The sequence below is a fragment of the Shewanella maritima genome, assembly GCF_004295345.1.
Lineage (GTDB): Bacteria > Pseudomonadota > Gammaproteobacteria > Enterobacterales > Shewanellaceae > Shewanella > Shewanella maritima.
On sequence record NZ_CP036200.1, the window covers coordinates 3,563,801 to 3,582,289 of the forward strand.

The following is an 18,489-nucleotide window of genomic DNA, read 5'->3' on the forward strand; positions in this document are numbered from 1 at the left end:
AAAAGCCTAACGTAAGTTAGGCTTTTTTGTGTCGGCAACTTTAGGCCTATCACGCAAAGATAGACGATAAAGCCCAATTAGCTCTTAATGGTTTTTACCCCTTCAGGCGTACCAACAAGCAGTACATCTGCGCCGCGATGAGCGAATAAACCGTTAGTTACCACACCTACAATCGCGTTTATTTTTTCTTCTAGTGCTTTCGGATCCATGATTTTCATGTTGTAAACATCTAAAATCACATTGCCATTGTCAGTCACCACACCTTCACGGTACACCGGGTCACCACCAAGTTTTACTAGTTCACGAGCTACATAAGAGCGCGCCATAGGGATAACTTCAACTGGTAGTGGGAACTCGCCAAGAATGTCGACTTGTTTAGTGTTGTCGACAATACAAACGAACTTCTTGGCCACAGCGGCAACAATTTTTTCGCGGGTTAGCGCAGCGCCACCACCCTTGATCATGTCCATATGACCGTTGATTTCATCAGCGCCATCAACATAAACATCGAACTCAGGCACGCTGTTTAAGTCGAACACTTCGATGCCAAGAGACTTCATCTTTTCAGTTGAAGCTTCTGAGCTAGATACTGCGCCTTCAATATCATCTTTGATCGTTGCTAATGCGTCGATAAAGTGATTCACAGTCGAGCCTGTGCCTACGCCAACAATCGCTCCTTGTTCAACGTATTCTAGTGCAGCCCAGCCTGCGGCTTTTTTCATTTCGTCTTGAGTCATGGCCTGAATTCCATAGGGTATGATTAAATTGGCGAGATTATAGCAAAACTTGCTTCAAATAAGAGGGAGAACTTGAGGTATTTTTTGCTCTAGAGATTGTGCCTGTGATAAACCATTTAGGTTAGCAATTGCTTAAACTTTCGGCGAGTGTTTTCGCTTAGGTTAAATTCCTATGTAATTGTCGTATACTCGGGTGGGTTTGGTTAATTATCATAATAATATGTCTCGTTTTTGTTTTTCATCCGCATTAGTTGCTGGGTGTTTGTTGGCGTTAAGCCATTTCAATGCGTTTGCTCAGTCAGATGTAATTTCTAAACAACCGCTTGCCGCTAATAGCGTGATGGTGGTGGATTTAAAGACCAATAAAGTTTTGCATGCTGAAAATGCCGATGAGGTGAGCCCAATAGCTTCGGTATCTAAGCTAATGGCGGCTATGGTCGTGCTTGATGCTAAGTTACCGTTAAAAGAAAAGATTGCCGTTGATGTATCGCAATCGCCTATTATGCGCAACGTGCACTCACGTATTCGTATCGGCAGTAAAGTTACCCGCGAAAATATGCTGATCATGACGCTTATCGCCTCAGAAAATCGCGCGGCAACGTCACTTGCCCATCATTACCCCGGCGGCTTTAAAGCGTTTGTTAAAGCAATGAACGCGAAAGCGAAAGCGCTGTCGATGAATTCAACCCATTTTGATGAGCCAAGTGGTTTGTCGGAGAACAATGTATCTAGCGCCAGCGATCTGATTAAGCTGTTAAAAGCCAGCCAGAGTTACCCAGAGCTAAAGCGTTTGAGCTCAATGCCAAAGCGCCATGTTATTTTTTCTAAACCACGTTACAAGCTCGATTTTCACAATACCAATAAGTTGGTTTTTAAGGATAGCTGGGATATAGCGCTAACCAAGACGGGTTACACCAGTAAAGCTGGGCAATGTTTAGTGATGCTGGCTGAAATGAATAAGCGCGAAGTTGCGTTTGTGGTGCTAGACGCATTTGGTAAATACACTCACCTAGCTGACGCCAATCGCTTTAAGCGGTATCTTGAAACTGGCAAGGTATCCAAGGTGCCAAAAGAGGCGCAAAAATACAAACAGCAGAAGCAAACCCAGTAGTTACTAATATCAGTCGTTTGCGATTTCAGCAGTTCACCGAATAGATGTTTGCTGTTGTTAGCAACGAAAATAGGAGGCTAAATCTAGCCTCCTTTTTTATACCTGAGTTTGTATTGCTAACTGCTAAAGCACGTTAATCAATTAGCAAGGCTAAACCAAGGAGTGCGATGGAGGCAATTGCCGCTACCTTGTACATCCAAGAGTTGTCTCTTAGCTGCTTGTTACGCTCTGTTTGTTCAGTATCGTTAATGCTAGCAACAAGGCTACTTGCTTGTTTTACCTTAGTATCAACTTCAGCAAATGAAGCATCTTGTTGAGACTGCTCACTGCACGGTGACAGCTCTGTCACAATTGATATATCAGCTTTAAATGCATACATAGTGATGCGCTGGCTACCCTTGGCAAACATTTCTTTTTCACTACGTAGATTTAAGATGGCATTACAGCCCATCTTATCTGCGATTTGACGTAAATGCTCACGCCCTTGATTAGGGTCTTTAAAGAAGCGGGTAGTAACACTGTGTCCAACTTCAATTGCCCCCGATTTTGGCGTCTTATGTTTAGTGGTAATAAAGTCAGAAAGTGACTTAACAAAATATGAGCGACAAATGCTGACCTCTTTTGCTGCAATACCTTTTGGTGTTGGGGTAGGGGTAAAGTCTACCTGAACGCCTGGTACAAGCTGAGGTTCTAATTCTGGATTGCCAAGGCTCGAAATATGGAGGAAGTAACTCTCGCCGTCTTCACCTCTTACAAAACCATATTTCTTGCTCGACATATACGAGATGATTTCACCTTTCACGTGCTTTCCTTAGTTACTTTATATAGTGGACTAGGAGCCAGGTAGGGTGATGTTTAAACAAAGCTTTATCACCGCTTAACCCCTAAAGGGGCGTTGAGCGGTGATGCGCAAATAGGCAAAAGTACGGTATATATGCGTACTTAGGCAATCATAGTAACTTCATTAAACAAATGGTCCGTTGGGCCCACTACTACAAATATTAATGAATCTGTAACATGTTGTTTTAAAATATGATAATTACTGGGAAAGCAAAGAGTAAAGACAAACTATTTTTCAATTTGTATCTTTGAGAGGGCGGCACAGTTGTCACTTTTTTATACACTTAGTCGACATTTAATCATGTTTACCGTATTTACATCCAATTACGTGTCACACTTTTGCTATCTAAGCAGTCAAAAAAGTCATACAAATTGAGCGTTAGCGCTTAACCTACCACCTCTATCGAATTAATCAGTGACTAAGGTCATGTTTTTATTATCTAATCTCTAGATAGACTTAATCTATTTATGTTGATTTACCCATAAACAGTGACTAATTACTCTGTATCTAAATCCACATAGTTTATAAGGTTTAAACATGACCAAGTCACTTACGTCTTTGAGTTTATCGACTCTCGCTGTTAGCTGTGCATTATCCTTTGGGGTTGCTAATGCCGAGGAGCCTATCAGCATTATTGAGCCTGCAAAAATTACTGAGCCTGAGAAAGTTGAGCTAGGCAAAATGCTGTTCTTTGAGCCAAGACTGTCTATGTCGGGGTTTATCTCTTGTAACTCTTGCCATAACTTATCGCTAGGCGGTGTTGATGCACTACCTACATCCATCGGCCACGAGTGGCAACAAGGACCGATTAATTCTCCAACTGTGCTTAATGCCGACTTTATGCTGGCACAGTTTTGGGATGGCCGCGCTAAGGACTTAAAAGAGCAAGCGGCGGGGCCTATCGCGAATCCAAAAGAGATGGGTTATACCCATGACTTAGCAGTAGACACGATTCGCTCAATGCCAGCTTATGTTGCTCGTTTTGAAAAAATCTATGGCTCAGAGGAAGTGAACATCGACCGTATTACCGATGCGATTGCCACCTTTGAGAAAACCTTGGTAACGCCACACAGTGATTTTGATAAGTATCTTCAAGGCGACAAAAATGCCATTAGTGCAGATGCTAAAGCTGGCTATCAGGTGTTTAAAGATCAAGGTTGTACTGCATGCCACAATGGCCCAGCAGTAGGCGGTACCATGTATATGAAGATGGGCTTAGTGAAACCTTTCCACACCGATAACCCATCAGAGGGGCGCAAAGCGGTAACGGGTTTAGAAGCCGACAAATTTGTGTTTAAGGTGCCAACGCTGAGAAACATTGAGCTAACCTACCCATACTTCCATGATGGTAGCGTATGGACCTTAGAAGAAGCCGTAAACACCATGGCAGACATTCAGTTAGGGCAGGCGTTAACCGAGCAAGAAACTAAGCAAATGGTTGAGTTCTTAAAAACATTAACTGGCGAGCAACCACAAATAACCTTGCCAATCTTACCGCCATCAAATGCTAATACACCTCGCCCAGTGCCGTTTAAGTAAGCATTTTTTGGTTGAATAACCAAGTTAGGTTAAAAGCGTGTCAGATACTCTGGCGCGCTTTTTAGTTTTAGATTTTGTTATGTTTAACGCTACCAGTGATGGAATTTAATGCAAATTATCCTACTTAATACTGACTGCGAGGGTTATGTTTATCACCGATACTGAAATGCTTTGCCTGAATCGGTATAGTGGTAAAACCCTTATGTTGTAAATAATCTCTCGAGTGACAAGCAATGGACGCTTACACCCTACAAGTCTCGACAGCGATGGCCAGTGCCATTATGTTCCTTACGCTGTTATCGCTATACCTATCAAGCAACCGCAACCGCTGCCTTGTAGATTGGTCGTTATCTGGATTGTTCTTTTTTATCAGTAACTGTATTGGTTTGCTCAGCTACTATGGTCCTGTACCGTATATTCTTGGCCCAGCTCTAGCCAATATGTTGTACCTGCTGGCTCATCTTGCGATTTGGGTTGGCATTCGTCGTCACCTTGGATTATTACCAAGATGGGACGTGGCAATTCTCGCGTCACTGGCACTGTTTATTTGTCATTATGTACCTGGGTTGCTTGATACCATTACCAATCGCTTATTAATTATTTACCCGCTATTGATGGTGATAAACCTGTCGGTGCTGTGGGTGCTTATCCGCGCTGTATCTAAGGCGCCGGATTATCACATTGCTTATTTTCCTTTAATGTTTGCTGAGGTGATTTTCTTCACTCAGCAGTTTGTGCGCTTTTTGGTGGTGGTATTTGATCAGCAACTACCATTAACCAAAGCAGGTGATGAGTTCTTGCAAACTTCTGGCTCCCTCGCGGTATTAGCATTTTTGTCTTTGGTGAACATGGCTTGTGGTTTGATTGTGTTCCGCAAGCAAGAAATAGCCCTGCGCAAGGCTTCGCATACAGATCAGCTGACCGGCTGGATGAATCGCGGCGCACTTGATACCGTGGCATCGGAAGCATTTGATGCGGGCAAACAAGGTAATAGCGATTTTTGTATTGTGATGATCGACATCGACCACTTTAAGAAGATTAATGATGACTTCGGGCATCAGTTTGGTGATATGGCGCTTAAGCATGTAACCAAATTAGCTCAGGAGTCGATGCGAACCAGTGATCATTTGTTCCGCTACGGTGGAGAGGAGTTTTTGCTGTTGTTTAGCGGTGAAGATGTGGTGAACTTGCACCTGTTATCACAGCGGCTTAAGCAGCGGATTGAGAACTCGCCGCTGGAGTTTAAAGGGCATTCAATTCCGCTGACTGTATCCATTGGTATTGCCAAGCAAGAGCGGGATGATCCTCATTGGGAAGAGCTATTACACCGAGCAGATCTTGCCCTGTACCACTCAAAGCGCCAGGGACGCAATCAGGTGAGCTTCCATGATGGTGATGCGCCTATTTTATTGGAAGCCAGACCGTCATTTTAATTTGCTGAGGGGCAAAGCCCCTCATTGTCTTCGGTTACTCAACATTATCTAGCGCATTCAGATGAATTTGATAAAGGTTGCCGCGACCATTTTCTACTCGGGTAAAGAATAGGTATTTGCCATCTGGCGATATAATTGGGGTGAACTCATGGTTAGCGGTATTCACTTTATCACCTAAGCTTTTGGCCTTGGTCCACTCGCCATTGACCTTACGGGCAATGTACAAGTCACCTTTACCTAAACTGTCTGCACGTCCCTTAATGCTCAGCAACATTACCGTGCCATCGCGGCTTACCATAGAGTCGCCAATACTGGCATTTTTACCAAAGATAGCTTCATCTAAGGCGACAGGTTTAGCAAAGCCATTTTTCCCCTGTTTTTTCGCCACATACATGGTGCGACGGTTATCTCTAAATGAAGGGAAGTACAAGTCACCACTATCTGTAATCGATGGATATAAATCATCGGCATTTGAGCTTAGCTCTGCTAGGTATTCTGGCGCCTCCCAGCTTGAGATATCTCCCGAAACACTGTCTCCAGACACACCGTCTGCTGAAACAATAAGCTTAGTCCGCCAAATGTTGACAGTCTCTGCCAGCGCCTCGCCTTGATTAATTGGTCTTTTTGATACGAAGTAGACCTGACTATAGTCGGCATTGTAATAAGGGTCGGCTTCAAGATATTTACCGGAAAATGGTAGGGCTTTTGGCGTTTGCCATTGGCCATTTTTGTAGTCAGATTCCATCATGGTGCAGCGGCTAAAATCATCACTGCAGCGCGCAAATAACACCTTATCGCCAGTTTTATTAAACACAGTGTTGATCTCAAAATGGGCTTTGGTTGAGATGATGCCAGGAGCAAACTCGACTGCTTTATCGTAAGCCGCAGGGTTGTAATATGGAGCCTTGCTAGCCTTTTTGATATTAGTCGTATCAGCCGCACAGGCTATTTGGCTGCTAATTAGCGCACTTCCGGTGAGTAATAGGGTTGCTGCAAATGTCAGTTTACTTTTCAGCTGAGTCGATGCTTTGTGGTGAATGTCGGTCATGATGTTTCCTGTTAGGGGCTGCTCTTGGTCATAAACACAAGGCTTGCGATACAAAACCAGCAACTTACGGCATAGCGAAGAACCTGCCGAATACAGGCACTGGTTAAATTGTCGACATCATAACCTGATTAAACACTAATGTGAATTAAAGTTCGCATTTATCAGTGTGGCTGCAATTGTTGACTGGCAAGCTTTGGTGTAAACAACAATGTTCGCCGATTGGTTTTATCTTGCGTCACGGTCATTTCAATTTGCTGTTCATTTGCCTCGGTGCCAAATGTGTCTACAGCGAATTCAAGGCTGGCGTGCCGATAATTTTGGTTATCGAGTTGATTACTCTTAAGCGTAAATTGACCCAGCACAATGAGCTGTTTTGAGGGCGATTTACCATGGGAAGCCAGTGATAGCATGATGCCGCGAAGTGGCAGTAGATCTTTGTCGGCGGCATTTTTTACTGTACTTCCCGCCGCACCTTCCGCTGCGATAGCCACACTAGACAGTTGCACTCGCGATAAGACTTGCTGCTTAATGAATTGGCGATGACGCTCAAGCTCCGCACTTGATAACAGTTCATCCTGGTCATCATCAATTCCATTAAAGGCTGACACCGGCAGAGATAACACCATATACACTTGGTTATCGACTATGTTCAGCGTGCCTTTTTGTGCCACCATCATGTGAGCGTTACTCTGGCCGCTAACAAACGCTGCTACTAGCGTTAACACGAGCCAAAGGGGAGAGGTCTTTAGTGACATTATATCGCCCCTTTGATGCAACGTTGAAAGTAAGGGTAGGTGTCAGTGGCATAATAATGATAGATGCCTTGCGGAAACTCGGGTGTAACACCAAAGCGGCCATTGCATTCATCTAAATCGCCGCTGCCAGCGACGTATTGCCAGTCCTGAGCAAAGGTACCTAAAGGGTAGATATCAACACTGGGGCGATTGCTACTTGTAGAGCTAACGAGTTGATAACTGCCCAGCATGGGGCGAATGCTTGAACTAGCATTTTCAGCCTGGTCATAGCCATAGCGCGCATAGATAGGAAAGCCATCAGCCGCCCAGGCAATTAAGGTGATACGACCTTCGCCGCCTCCTTGTAATTCGATAAACCCTTCCGGCATGCCATGGTAATGATATTGACCGTCAGGTTGTACGTGCGCGTTATTGTCATCGGTACCAAAATTAAAGTTTGATTGGCCGAGAGCTTCGATATTCCAGTTGCCCTCGTTGCCAATTAAGCTACAGTTATTGCCCGAGTCATCGCAGGTACCTGCTGTACTGGCATCGATTTTTACACCATTAAGTACGTAACCCAGCACGCCTCGTGGGCCACCAAGTGTGGTGGCATTATCGGTTTGCACCGGGTCTAAGCTGTAGCTAGCAGTTACATCATATTCATAGATGTAGTTTGGGTTGCCAGAGTTGGGAAACTCGCCAGTTGCATGATCAGGTATGCCGTTGGCATCTAGCAGCCTAGCGTTGCTATCGCATGTCCATTTGGCATTACTGGTATTCATTACCGATGGCGACTCGTTGTAGCTGCTATTTTCATAATCACAAAGCACATTAGCGGTCAGCCCCGAACTACCTGTGTCTCCCGAATTATCGCCTGAGTCGCCACCCGAATCTTCTCCAGAGTTGTCCCCGGAGCCGTCAGAGACAGGTGATTCGCTCGCAGCTTGATTATCAGAGCCACCGCCGCAGCCGACTAGCGTTAGGCTAGCCATTGATATGATTGCAAGGTGAGTACATTGAAGGTTGAACAAGCGGGTAAATGTCATAACCAGGCTCCAGTTAACAGTTTGTTAATTGTAGCCTAGTAGGCAAATGTGCATCGTTGATGTAGAAAATGTGCAGAGATCGTGCAGATTTGTCTGTCCAGTAGTTTAATAAGCTAACCGCTGGGTGATTGGAGGTGTTTTTGGGCTTACTGTTATTTCGAGATGTGAGTTGCGGCTGATAATTACTGTTGAGTCTCGGTTGTACTCAGCCGCGTCTTTAACATCAAAAACTACTCAGGATCATAATCCAACACAGGTGCTAACCATTTCTCGGTTTCAGCAACTGTCATCCCTTTACGTTTAGCGTAGTCTTCTACCTGATCTTTACCGACATTAGTCACACCAAAATAGCGCGATTGTGGATGAGCAAAGTACCAGCCAGACACTGCTGCCGTTGGGTACATGGCGTAACTTTCTGTGATATTCAGGTCAATGCACTCATCGGGCTTAAGTAAATCCCATAGCAGGCCTTTTTCTGTATGATCTGGGCAAGCAGGGTAGCCTGGGGCTGGGCGAATGCCTTTATACTTCTCGCGAATAAGCGCTTCATTGTCTAAGGCCTCATCAGACGCGTAGCCCCAAAACTCTTTACGTACACGTTCATGCATACGCTCAGCAAAGGCTTCAGCTAAGCGGTCCGCTAAGCATTTGAGCATAATCGCGTTGTAGTCATCGTGAGCGGCTTCAAAACGTGCGATATGCTCATCAATGCCATGCCCCGCGGTTACTGCAAATCCACCCATGTAATCCGCAACGCCACTAGTTTTTGGTGCGACAAAATCACTTAAACAGAAGTTGTCGTTACCTACGCGCTCAAGTTGCATCCGTAGATGGTGAGTCGTCATCAGTACTTGCTCGCGGCTTTCATCGGTATATAGCTCAATATCGTCATGGTTAACTGTATTGGCAGGGAACAAGCCAATGACGCCTTTGGCGGTCAGCCATTTTTCTTTGATAATGGTTTCAAGCATGGCTTTACCATCTTTAAACAGCTTGCGCGCTTCTTCACCGACTACCTCGTCTTCAAGAATATCTGGGAAGCGGCCGTGTAGCTCCCAGCTTCTAAAAAATGGTGTCCAGTCGATACGGTCAACTAAATCTTCTAATGGGTAGTCATCAAACACTTGCTTGCCTAGCACTTTTGGAGTGAACGGCGTGTAGTTATCCCAATCGTGTTGGCAGCGGTTTTCCCGCGCATCTTCTATAGAGACAATGTTTTTGCGCTTGGTTTGTGACAGACGCTTTTCTCGCATTACGTCGTATTCTTTATATATCTCATCAATCGTAGTGTGACGGGTGTCGTCATTGATTAGTTTAGAGACCATAGGTACGGCGCGTGAAGCATCAGCAATGTAGATAGCGCCATGTGGATAGTGCGGCGCAATTTTTACTGCTGTGTGAATTTTCGAGCAGGTAGCGCCGCCAATGATGGCGGGTAAGGTTAGGCCTTCACGCTCAAAGGTTTTTACATTGTGTACCATCTCATCAAGACTTGGAGTGATTAGCCCCGACATACCAATAATATCGACGTTCTCGGTTTTGGCGACTTCAATGATTTTTTCAACCGGCACCATTACCCCAAGGTCAATGACCTCATAACCGTTACACGCCAGCACGACGCCAACAATGTTTTTGCCAATGTCGTGAACATCGCCTTTTACGGTCACCATCAACACCTTGCCGTTGGACTGTCCTTCGACTTTTTCGGCTTCAATAAATGGGTTGAGGTAGGCAACCGCTTTTTTCATTACCCTAGCTGATTTCACCACTTGCGGCAGGAACATTTTACCTGCGCCGAATAAGTCACCCACCACGTTCATGCCGTCCATCAACGGCCCTTCAATGACATCCAGTGGTCTTGAGGCTTGTAGGCGCGCTTCTTCGGTGTCTTGGTCAATGTACTCGGTAATGCCTTTTACCAGGGCGTGAGATAAGCGCTCTGCAACAGGTAGCTCACGCCAAGCTAGGTCTTCTTTTTTACCTGCTTGTTTGCCGTCGCCGCGGAACTTCTCTGCTACGTCCAATAAAATTTCAGTATTGCTGGTGCCTTCAACTGGGCATGGAAGGTTAAGCACCACGTTCTCAACTTTCTCTTTTAACTCTGGGTCGATGTCATCATAAATCGCTAACTGACCGGCGTTAACAATACCCATGTCCATGCCGACTTTAATCGCATGGTATAAGAACACCGCGTGAATGGCTTCACGCACCAAGTTATTACCACGGAACGAGAATGACACATTCGACACGCCGCCTGAGATCATGGCGTGGGGCAGGGTGGCTTTTATGTCTTTAATCGCTTCAATAAAATCGACAGCATAGTTGTCGTGCTCGTCAATACCTGTGGCAATCGCGAAAATATTTGGGTCGAAAATAATGTCTTCAGGCGGGAAGCCAACCACATCTACCAGTAAGTGATAGGCGCGAGTACAAATCTCGGTTTTACGCTCGCGGGTATCTGCCTGACCATCTTCATCAAATGCCATCACAATGGCAGCTGCGCCATAGCGTTTAACCAGCGTAGCTTGCTCGATAAAGGCTTGCTCGCCTTCTTTCATCGAGATGGAGTTAACAATGGACTTGCCCTGAACGCACTTAAGGCCAGCTTCAATCACTTCCCACTTAGATGAGTCGATCATAATCGGCACGCGGGAGATATCTGGCTCAGAGGCGATAAGGTTTAAGAACTTTTGCATGTTGGCGACGCCATCAAGCATGCCCTCATCCATATTGACGTCGATGATCTGCGCGCCGTTTTCAACCTGCTCGCGCACTACATCCAGCGCTTCTTCAAACTTTTCTTCTTTAATAAGGCGCAAAAACTTAGCTGAGCCAGTCACGTTGGCGCGCTCACCCACATTTACGAATAGTGAGTCTGAATCAATGGTCAGCGGCTCTAAACCCGATAAACGACAGGCCACCGGAATATCTGGCAGCTTGCGCGGCTTAAATTGCTCAACGGTTTGTTTTATCGCGCTAATGTGGGCAGGCGTACTACCACAGCAGCCGCCGACAATATTAAGCATGCCAGCTTGAGCCCACTCGCCAATCACCTCAGCCATTTCTTCAGGCGTTTCATCGTAGCCACCAAACTCATTTGGTAGACCCGCATTAGGATGCGCGGACACGTAGCACTCAGAAATACGTGCAAGTTCTTCGATGTAAGGGCGCAGCTCTTTTGGGCCTAGGGCGCAGTTAAGACCGATAGATAAAGGCTTGATGTGCCTTAACGAGTTGTAAAACCCCTCGGTGGTTTGCCCGGTTAAAGTGCGGCCTGACGCATCGGTAATCGTGCCTGAAATCATCACTGGCAAGCGCTCACCAATATTGTCAAATACTGACTCGATGGCAAATAGCGCCGCTTTTGCGTTTAGGGTATCGAAAATGGTTTCAACCAGAATGATGTCAGCGCCGCCATCGATTAGCGCTTGAGTAGACTCAGTGTAGGCAGCGACAAGGTCATCAAAGTGGATATTACGAAAGCCTGGGTCATTTACATCTGGACTGATAGAGCAAGTACGGTTAGTTGGGCCAAGCACACCGGCAACAAAACAGCGACGACCTGTCTCGGCCTCTACTTCATCTGCGGCTTCACGGGCAAGGCGCGCACCTTCAAAGTTAATTTCGGCTGACTGCGCTTGCATATCGTAGTCGGCCATGGCGATGGTGGTCGCATTGAAGGTATTGGTCTCAAGAATGTCACAACCTGCGAGCAGATATTCGCGGTGGATTTGCTTGATGATATTTGGCTGGGTTAACACCAGCATGTCATTGTTGCCTTTGACATCGCAGTGCCAGTCTTTAAAACGCTCACCTCTAAAGTCAGCTTCTTCAAGCTTGTAGTCCTGGATCATGGTACCCATAGCGCCATCTAAAAACAGCGTGCGCTGCTCTAGCAATTGCTCTATTTGCTGTAGGGTTTGGCTATGGGAACGCGCTTTATCCATTACTAAGGTACCTCTAAGTAAGCTTTTACTGTCGTTTATCATCCGCGTGTAGCATTGTGCTGAGTATTATTTATTACCACAATGTCGCTAGTTAACTAACTATTTATGGGTATTTAATGATTTAAATAACTAAACTAGTTGAGTCTAGCAGTTCGGAGTTTTAGACTTTTATACGTATAGACGTCCATAATAAGCGAGTTGCTTAGAATAGAGCAAGGCGGTTTTATGAAAATTATTAAGTTGTGGTTATTGCGCCACGGTGAATGTGAGGGCGGACAAATTCTGCGTGGTAAGGTTGATGTCGCGTTATCTGATGCTGGACAAGCACAAATGAGCCGCGCAGCATCACGCATTGAGCCAAGCGTTGATAGAGTGTTTAGCTCATCGCTGCAGCGCTGCGCCAATTGGAGTCAGGGGTACGCAAAGGAAAAATCCCTTGAATGTCAGCTGGTTGAAGGGCTAGAAGAAATCGACTTTGGCGTGTGGGATGGGCAATCTTTCGAGCAGCTTTATCAAGACTATGATGAACAAATGCAAGCCTACTGGTGCGATCCATGGGATGAGCAACATACTCCAGAAAATGGTGAGTCTTTATTGAGTTTTCAGCAGCGGGTGTTGCTAGCATTAGAGCCTGTGATTAATCAGGTGGCGCAGATTGAACCTGATACCAATATTAGTGCCAATATGAGCTCCAACACTCATGTTAATCACAGTGGGGAAACAGAGGCATTTGTGCCTAGCGCGCTAATAGTGACTCACGGCGGGGTGATAAAAGCCTTGCTGGCACATGTATTAAGTACGGGGCAAACAGCCTCAATGTTCAGTCACTTTAAACTGCCTTATGCTGCGCTGTTAAGTTTGGATGTGTATGTCGAGGGCGATGATATTGATAACTGTCAGTTTTGTTTGAACTGGCCTGAAATATAAAGGATTTTGTAACGGCTATTGGAGAGTCGCTTAAGTTAAGCGATAATCAAAGCGTTATATGAAGGTTGACCTCAATTGTGAATGTCTATCGCACCTGTTATTCATGTGTATTGGGAGTATATGAGCTTTGAGGTAGCAAGCCTCTTTAGCAGGGATGCTAAAGTGGAGCCCATAATGTAAAGATAGGGGACGATTTTACGGCGTCTTGCGCTATCAAAGTTCGTGTGCTCCGATGGTTAGAGCAGTCATGCTCTTGCCTTGACGGTTAACCCATATTTAAATTCATTTTGATTTGGCATCAGGGAATCGGGCAATCCCGAACTGTACCCGCAACTGTGATGGTGGTTATTGTTTAACTTCACCTTTGAAGTGAGTGAAGTTAGTGAAACAAGCCGCCTAAGTCAGATACCTATGCCGATGTCTTGCAGATGTCCTGCAGGATAAATCAAATCCAGTTTACCTAATTGATGCTGAGCGGGTTACTCAGCGGAGTAGTTTATGACAGCCATTTCTGTATCCGCCGTGAGTTGGACGGTGGGTAAACAGCTTATTCTTGATGATGTGAGTTTGTGTCTTGATAAAGGCAAGATGCTCGGCGTTATCGGCCCGAATGGTGCGGGTAAATCTAGCTTGCTGCGCTGCTTATACCGCTACATCACCCCAGATAGCGGTGACATTACCTTGTTAGGCAAACCGATTGAGGAATACTCGTCGCAGTCATTAGCCCTCAATGTTGCTGTGGTGCAACAAGATACCCCAGCCCATGTGGAGTTAACTGTTACTCAGCTAGTGACGATGGGGCTGACTCCGCACAAAGGGTTAATGGCAAGGCTTACCAAAGAAGATAAACAGCAAGTGAGTGATGCGATTGAGCAGGTAGGGCTGCGCGATAAAGCCTTGCAGATGTTCAATGCGCTTTCAGGTGGTGAGAAACAACGAGTGCTCATTGCCCGCGCCATAGTGCAGCAGCCACAAATTTTGGTGCTAGATGAACCGACTAACCACTTAGATGTGCGCTATCAAATTCAAATTCTTGAGCTGGTAAAAAGTCTAGGCATTACCGTGATTGCCTCAATTCATGACTTAAACCTCGCAAGCGCCTTGTGTGATGAGTTAGTTATGTTGCATCAAGGCAAAGTGGTTGCCCATGGAGAGCCTAAAACGGTACTGACCGAATCTCGCATTGGTGATGTATTTGGTGTGTGCTGCCAGGTAGGTGAGCATCCACAAAACCAAAGCCCATTGATTACTTATTTCTATGGTTACCAAGGTTCAAGCGAGCTTAATACTCCTAGCTATAGCAAATATTCTCAACTGGACTCGGAGTTTGGGTCAAAGGAGTCTGCGCAATGCTAGGGCGGTTAACTAAACCAATAGCGCAGGTAGATAAACAGACGCAGCGCTACTATCTCGCTTGTGTGTTAACTGGCATCATGCTGATGATTACCCCGATACTGGCAGCCAGCTTTGGCGCAGCCAATATTGGCTTTAGCGATATTGTAACTGGCTTAGGCGCTAAAGTTTTCGGCGCTACTTTTTCGGGCGCTGCAGGTTCAGGTAGTGAGTCTGTATCCCCATTAGTTGAGCGCATCGTTTTTGAGCTTCGTTTTCCTCGGGTTATTCTGGCGTTTGTGGCAGGCGCTGGCCTTGCCATTGCGGGCAGTGTGCTGCAAACCGTGACTCGCAACCCACTGGCCGACCCTTATTTATTTGGCATAAGTGCTGGCGCATCATTTGGCGCTGTGGTGGTATTTAGCTTATTTGGGCAGTGGTTTGACTATTCATTGCTCGCCCAATGGCAAGATAACCCGCTTGCGCAGTTAAGCTTGCCAATCGGTGCATTTATAGGCGCTAGCTTGTCGGTGCTGCTGGTGCTGGCTTTATCCGGCAGTGGATTACATGCGCAAATTGAGCGCATGTTGTTGTCGGGCGTTGCCACCTCATTCATGTTTAGCGCACTTACCACACTAGTGTTGTATTTTTCAGACCCGCAAGCGGCAGCGTCGGTACTGTTTTGGACCTTAGGCAGTTTTGCCAAAGCCAGTTGGAGCGGCTTGCTATTGCCCACGCTGGTGGTGGTTGGCGGCTTGCTGGTGATTTTAGCATTTAAACGACAAATTATGGCGCTGCAGGCGGGCGATGAGTCTGCGCACACGCTGGGTGTTAATGTGGCGCGTTTGCGTTTAAGCATGTTGTTACTTTGTTCTCTAATCACTGCGGTGCTGGTGGCAAGCTGCGGAGGCATCGGATTTGTTGGCTTGATGATCCCGCATACTATACGCTTGTGCCTACCTGGGCGGTCGCCATTATTACTTACTGCCTTGTTTGGCGGATTATTTTTAGTTTGGGTTGATGTGGTCGCTAGATGCATCCTAGCGAATCAGGAACTGCCGGTGGGGATTATTACCTCAGCCATTGGTAGTGTATTTTTCTTATTAATTTTACGTCGCCGTCGTTAACTCACTGAGTTCAGTGCCCGGCGTTATTAGATTTTGTACTTCGGAGTCAAGATGTTTGCAGTAGATCCGGTTAGTCGCAAGTTTGATGAGCAAATCGCTCTCACCATTAATCAAAAAACCAAGCCGTTAGGCGCTTTGGGTAAATTAGAGCCGCTAGCTGCGCAAATTGCTAGAGTGCAGCTCAGCAAAGATTCTGAATGTAAAAAGTTGGAAATCACCCAACCCGGCATGTTGGTATTTGCTGGCGACCATGGCATTGCCAAGTTTGGCGTGTCGATTGCGCCGATTGATGTCACCAGACAAATGGTGCAAAACTTTGTTGCTGGCGGCGCAGCGATTAACGTGTTTAGCAAGCAAATGGGCTTTAACCTTGAAGTGATTGATTGCGGTATCGCGAAACCATTGGATAACTATCGCGGTGTCACTCAGCATAGATTAGGTGAAGGTACCAACGCCATTCACCAAGCGCCTGCGATGAGTATTGATCAAGTTCGTCACGGCTTTGGTTACGCAGAAGAAGTGGTTGAGCGTCATCATTTATCTGGCTCAAACCTCATTGCGTTAGGTGAAATGGGCATAGGTAACACCTCTGCGGCAACGGCAATGATGGCAGCGTTATTGGAGCTAGATGTAAGCCGCTGTGTTGGTCGCGGCACAGGTATTGATGATAAAACCTTTGAGCGTAAATCTGCCCTAATTAACGAGGCGCTGAAACTGCACCGCAGTAAGCTTGTATCTCCTATCCACATTTTGGCGCACTTAGGCGGTTTTGAAATTGTGCAAATGACTGGCGCTATTATGGCGGCTGCAGACCGTAAAATGATGGTGATTATCGATGGCTTTATTGCCACAGCGGCAGCGATTGCTGCGGTTAAACTGCACCCAGATGCGCGCGATTACTTAATCTTTGCTCATAAATCTAATGAGCAAGGACACAGAATCATGCTTGAGCACTTAAAAGCTGAGCCACTGCTAGATTTAGATATGCGTTTAGGTGAGGGCACGGGTGCGGCGTTAGCGCTGCCACTGGTTCAAGCTGCAATTAACTTTTATAACGACATGGCAAGCTTTGCCGCAGCTGGTGTTGAAGATGTGGTTTAGTCGTTTTTTCGCGGTCACTTTAAGCCTCAATTAATTTGATCAGTTTATGACTTAAAAGGGAAGTGTTATAGATGGAAAAGCCGAGCGTGAGTGCAAGTCAGCTAAATCTGTTGTTAGTTGCGCTTAGCTTTTTCACTCGCATCCCTGTGCCTAAGTGGGTCGATTATGGCGATGATAATTTGAATCGCGCCAGTCGTTACTTTGGCATGGTTGGTTTGCTGGTGGGCGCACTCTCTGCACTGGTGTTTTATCTGGCTCAGCTAGTGTTACCTATCGGCGTTGCGGTAATGCTGTCGATGATCGCCAGTGTGCTGATCACTGGCGGTTTTCATGAAGATGGTTTAGCCGACACCGCCGACGGTTTTGGTGGCGGTTGGACACTAGAAGACAAGCTCAACATTATGAAAGACTCGCGCCTTGGTACCTATGGCGCGTTAGCGCTAGTGCTGACACTGGCGCTTAAATGGCAGTTGTTGATTGAGCTGGCACTATACAGCCCATGGGTGGCTTGTAGCGCATTAGTTGTTGCGCATACGCTTAGCCGTGTGCTGGCGTCGAGCATGATATTTACCGAAAACTATGTGCAAGATATTGATGTCAGTAAAGTGAAGCCGCTGGCTAACGAGCAGCACATTAATGACTTAATGATTCTATTGCTGACGGGATTAGCTGTGTTGTTTTGTTTACCGTCAGTGGCAGGGTTTAGTTTATTAGTGGGTCTTTATATTCTTAGGCAGTTGCTATGCTTTGGTTTTAATCGTCAAATTGGTGGCTACACGGGCGATACCTTAGGGGCAAGTCAGCAAGTCGCTGAAATTGTCTGTTATATGATTTTATTGGCAGTGGGGTTTAATTCATGATCCAACTTATTCTAGGCGGTGCCCGCAGTGGCAAAAGTCACTTTGGTGAGTCAGCGGTAGCAAAGTTTGCCAACCTTGGTCAGTCTTGCGTTTATTTGGCAACCGCACAGGCGTTTGATGATGAAATGCACCAACGCATTGAGCGTCATCAGCAAGACCGCGCCCACGTGACCCATCCCGAGCTAAAGATTGAGTGGCAGTTATTAGAAGAGCCACTGTATCTAGCTGAAACCCTCAAACTGATTGATAAACCTAATCAAACCATCTTTGTTGATTGCCTAACCCTTTATTTAACCCAGCATTTGCTAAAACAAGGTGACAGCAGCGACGAAGCGGTTGCGCTGCGTGATGCTCAGCCCAACGCTATTGTTCGCGCCCAGTTAGATAAGGTCAATCTCAGCCAGAACTGGCAGCAACAAAAGCAGCAGTTATTAGCGGTATTGCCAAAAATGAAATCAAATTTGGTCATTGTTAGTAACGAAGTTGGCTCAGGCATAGTGCCGATGGGTGAGTTGTCGCGCGAGTTTGTTGATGAAGCAGGCTGGCTGAATCAGGCTATTGCTCAAATCGCTGACCAAGTAACACTGGTGGTTGCAGGTTTGCCACTGAGTTTAAAAGGCGATAAATAATCGACAAAGCGGCTGCGTTTAAAGCAACCCAAACCCATAAAAGATAACCCAGCAAGCCAATCAAAAGAGTAACG

At 46.0% G+C, this 18,489-nt stretch carries 15 protein-coding genes and 1 riboswitch; of the genes, 9 read left to right on the forward strand and 6 right to left on the reverse strand.

Annotated features, from left to right (window positions below):
- Positions 1-77: 77 nt before the first annotated feature.
- On the reverse strand, positions 78-737 hold the full coding sequence (rpiA, locus tag EXU30_RS15105) for a ribose-5-phosphate isomerase RpiA (protein WP_130601389.1): 660 nt from the start codon (positions 735-737) through the stop codon (positions 78-80).
- Between the two features lie 220 nt (positions 738-957).
- Here rpiA and pbpG point away from each other — a divergent pair, with 220 nt between their 5' ends.
- The gene (gene pbpG, locus EXU30_RS15110) at positions 958-1,848 is read left to right on the forward strand and encodes a D-alanyl-D-alanine endopeptidase (RefSeq protein WP_130601391.1); all 891 of its coding nucleotides are present in this window, start codon (positions 958-960) and stop codon (positions 1,846-1,848) included.
- Positions 1,849-1,981: 133 nt separating this feature from the next.
- Here the strand turns inward: pbpG and EXU30_RS15115 are convergent, their stop codons facing one another.
- Positions 1,982-2,650: a cold shock domain-containing protein gene (locus EXU30_RS15115; RefSeq protein ID WP_130601393.1), complete on the reverse strand. Its 669-nt coding sequence runs from the start codon at positions 2,648-2,650 to the stop codon at positions 1,982-1,984.
- A 576-nt stretch (positions 2,651-3,226) separates the two neighbouring features.
- Here EXU30_RS15115 and EXU30_RS15120 point away from each other — a divergent pair.
- The gene (locus EXU30_RS15120; protein ID WP_130601395.1) at positions 3,227-4,228 is read left to right on the forward strand and encodes a cytochrome-c peroxidase; all 1,002 of its coding nucleotides are present in this window, start codon (positions 3,227-3,229) and stop codon (positions 4,226-4,228) included.
- Positions 4,229-4,461: 233 nt separating this feature from the next.
- A complete protein-coding gene (locus EXU30_RS15125) occupies positions 4,462-5,661 on the forward strand; it encodes a GGDEF domain-containing protein (RefSeq protein WP_130601397.1) in 1,200 nt (399 codons plus the stop codon).
- Positions 5,662-5,695: 34 nt separating this feature from the next.
- Here EXU30_RS15125 and EXU30_RS15130 read toward each other — a convergent pair whose 3' ends face one another.
- The 4 genes from EXU30_RS15130 to metH all read right to left on the reverse strand — a co-directional run bounded on the left by EXU30_RS15130 (position 5,696) and on the right by metH (position 12,439).
- A complete protein-coding gene (locus EXU30_RS15130; RefSeq protein WP_130601399.1) occupies positions 5,696-6,709 on the reverse strand; it encodes a TolB family protein in 1,014 nt (337 codons plus the stop codon).
- A 161-nt stretch (positions 6,710-6,870) separates the two neighbouring features.
- Positions 6,871-7,464, reverse strand: coding sequence for a hypothetical protein (locus tag EXU30_RS15135; RefSeq protein ID WP_130601401.1), 594 nt, complete (start codon positions 7,462-7,464; stop codon positions 6,871-6,873).
- Positions 7,464-8,492: a YHYH protein gene (locus EXU30_RS15140; protein WP_165399031.1), complete on the reverse strand. Its 1,029-nt coding sequence runs from the start codon at positions 8,490-8,492 to the stop codon at positions 7,464-7,466. The genes EXU30_RS15135 and EXU30_RS15140 overlap by 1 nt, the downstream gene beginning before the upstream one ends.
- A 230-nt stretch (positions 8,493-8,722) precedes the next feature.
- Positions 8,723-12,439: a methionine synthase gene (metH, locus tag EXU30_RS15145; RefSeq protein WP_130601403.1), complete on the reverse strand. Its 3,717-nt coding sequence runs from the start codon at positions 12,437-12,439 to the stop codon at positions 8,723-8,725.
- A 225-nt stretch (positions 12,440-12,664) separates the two neighbouring features.
- On the opposite strand from metH, the gene EXU30_RS15150 reads away from it, so the two are divergent.
- The 6 genes from EXU30_RS15150 (at position 12,665) to cobU (ending at position 18,415) form a co-directional block, all read left to right on the forward strand.
- Positions 12,665-13,366 (forward strand): histidine phosphatase family protein, encoded by a 702-nt coding sequence (locus tag EXU30_RS15150; protein WP_130601405.1) that lies wholly within the window; start codon positions 12,665-12,667, stop codon positions 13,364-13,366.
- Positions 13,367-13,626: 260 nt separating this feature from the next.
- Positions 13,627-13,792: riboswitch (cobalamin riboswitch) on the forward strand.
- Positions 13,793-13,864: 72 nt separating this feature from the next.
- Complete coding sequence (locus EXU30_RS15155) at positions 13,865-14,722, forward strand: ABC transporter ATP-binding protein (protein WP_130601407.1); 858 nt, start codon at positions 13,865-13,867, stop codon at positions 14,720-14,722.
- Complete coding sequence (locus tag EXU30_RS15160; RefSeq protein ID WP_130601409.1) at positions 14,716-15,825, forward strand: FecCD family ABC transporter permease; 1,110 nt, start codon at positions 14,716-14,718, stop codon at positions 15,823-15,825. Before EXU30_RS15155 ends, EXU30_RS15160 begins: the two co-directional genes overlap by 7 nt.
- 51 nt (positions 15,826-15,876) lie before the next feature.
- On the forward strand, positions 15,877-16,926 hold the full coding sequence (gene cobT, locus EXU30_RS15165; RefSeq protein ID WP_130601411.1) for a nicotinate-nucleotide--dimethylbenzimidazole phosphoribosyltransferase: 1,050 nt from the start codon (positions 15,877-15,879) through the stop codon (positions 16,924-16,926).
- A 71-nt stretch (positions 16,927-16,997) separates the two neighbouring features.
- The gene (locus EXU30_RS15170) at positions 16,998-17,786 is read left to right on the forward strand and encodes an adenosylcobinamide-GDP ribazoletransferase (protein WP_130601413.1); all 789 of its coding nucleotides are present in this window, start codon (positions 16,998-17,000) and stop codon (positions 17,784-17,786) included.
- Positions 17,783-18,415 carry a bifunctional adenosylcobinamide kinase/adenosylcobinamide-phosphate guanylyltransferase gene (gene cobU, locus EXU30_RS15175; protein ID WP_130601415.1) on the forward strand — a complete coding sequence of 211 codons (633 nt, stop codon included), beginning with the start codon at positions 17,783-17,785 and terminating at the stop codon, positions 18,413-18,415. Before EXU30_RS15170 ends, cobU begins: the two co-directional genes overlap by 4 nt.
- Positions 18,416-18,489: the final 74 nt, after the last annotated feature.

Bases quoted from the DNA above. Each gene is read 5' to 3' on its own strand.
- EXU30_RS15160 (WP_130601409.1), top strand. From the start codon at position 14,716: ATGCTAGGGCGGTTAACTAAACCAATAGCGCAGGTAGATAAACAGACG.
- EXU30_RS15130 (WP_130601399.1), bottom strand. From the start codon at position 6,709: ATGACCGACATTCACCACAAAGCATCGACTCAGCTGAAAAGTAAACTG.
- metH (WP_130601403.1), bottom strand. From the start codon at position 12,439: ATGGATAAAGCGCGTTCCCATAGCCAAACCCTACAGCAAATAGAGCAA.
- pbpG (WP_130601391.1), top strand. From the start codon at position 958: ATGTCTCGTTTTTGTTTTTCATCCGCATTAGTTGCTGGGTGTTTGTTG.
- EXU30_RS15120 (WP_130601395.1), top strand. From the start codon at position 3,227: ATGACCAAGTCACTTACGTCTTTGAGTTTATCGACTCTCGCTGTTAGC.
- cobT (WP_130601411.1), top strand. From the start codon at position 15,877: ATGTTTGCAGTAGATCCGGTTAGTCGCAAGTTTGATGAGCAAATCGCT.
- cobU (WP_130601415.1), top strand. From the start codon at position 17,783: ATGATCCAACTTATTCTAGGCGGTGCCCGCAGTGGCAAAAGTCACTTT.
- EXU30_RS15125 (WP_130601397.1), top strand. From the start codon at position 4,462: ATGGACGCTTACACCCTACAAGTCTCGACAGCGATGGCCAGTGCCATT.
- rpiA (WP_130601389.1), bottom strand. From the start codon at position 737: ATGACTCAAGACGAAATGAAAAAAGCCGCAGGCTGGGCTGCACTAGAA.
- EXU30_RS15140 (WP_165399031.1), bottom strand. From the start codon at position 8,492: ATGACATTTACCCGCTTGTTCAACCTTCAATGTACTCACCTTGCAATC.
- EXU30_RS15170 (WP_130601413.1), top strand. From the start codon at position 16,998: ATGGAAAAGCCGAGCGTGAGTGCAAGTCAGCTAAATCTGTTGTTAGTT.
- EXU30_RS15155 (WP_130601407.1), top strand. From the start codon at position 13,865: ATGACAGCCATTTCTGTATCCGCCGTGAGTTGGACGGTGGGTAAACAG.
- EXU30_RS15135 (WP_130601401.1), bottom strand. From the start codon at position 7,464: ATGTCACTAAAGACCTCTCCCCTTTGGCTCGTGTTAACGCTAGTAGCA.
- EXU30_RS15150 (WP_130601405.1), top strand. From the start codon at position 12,665: ATGAAAATTATTAAGTTGTGGTTATTGCGCCACGGTGAATGTGAGGGC.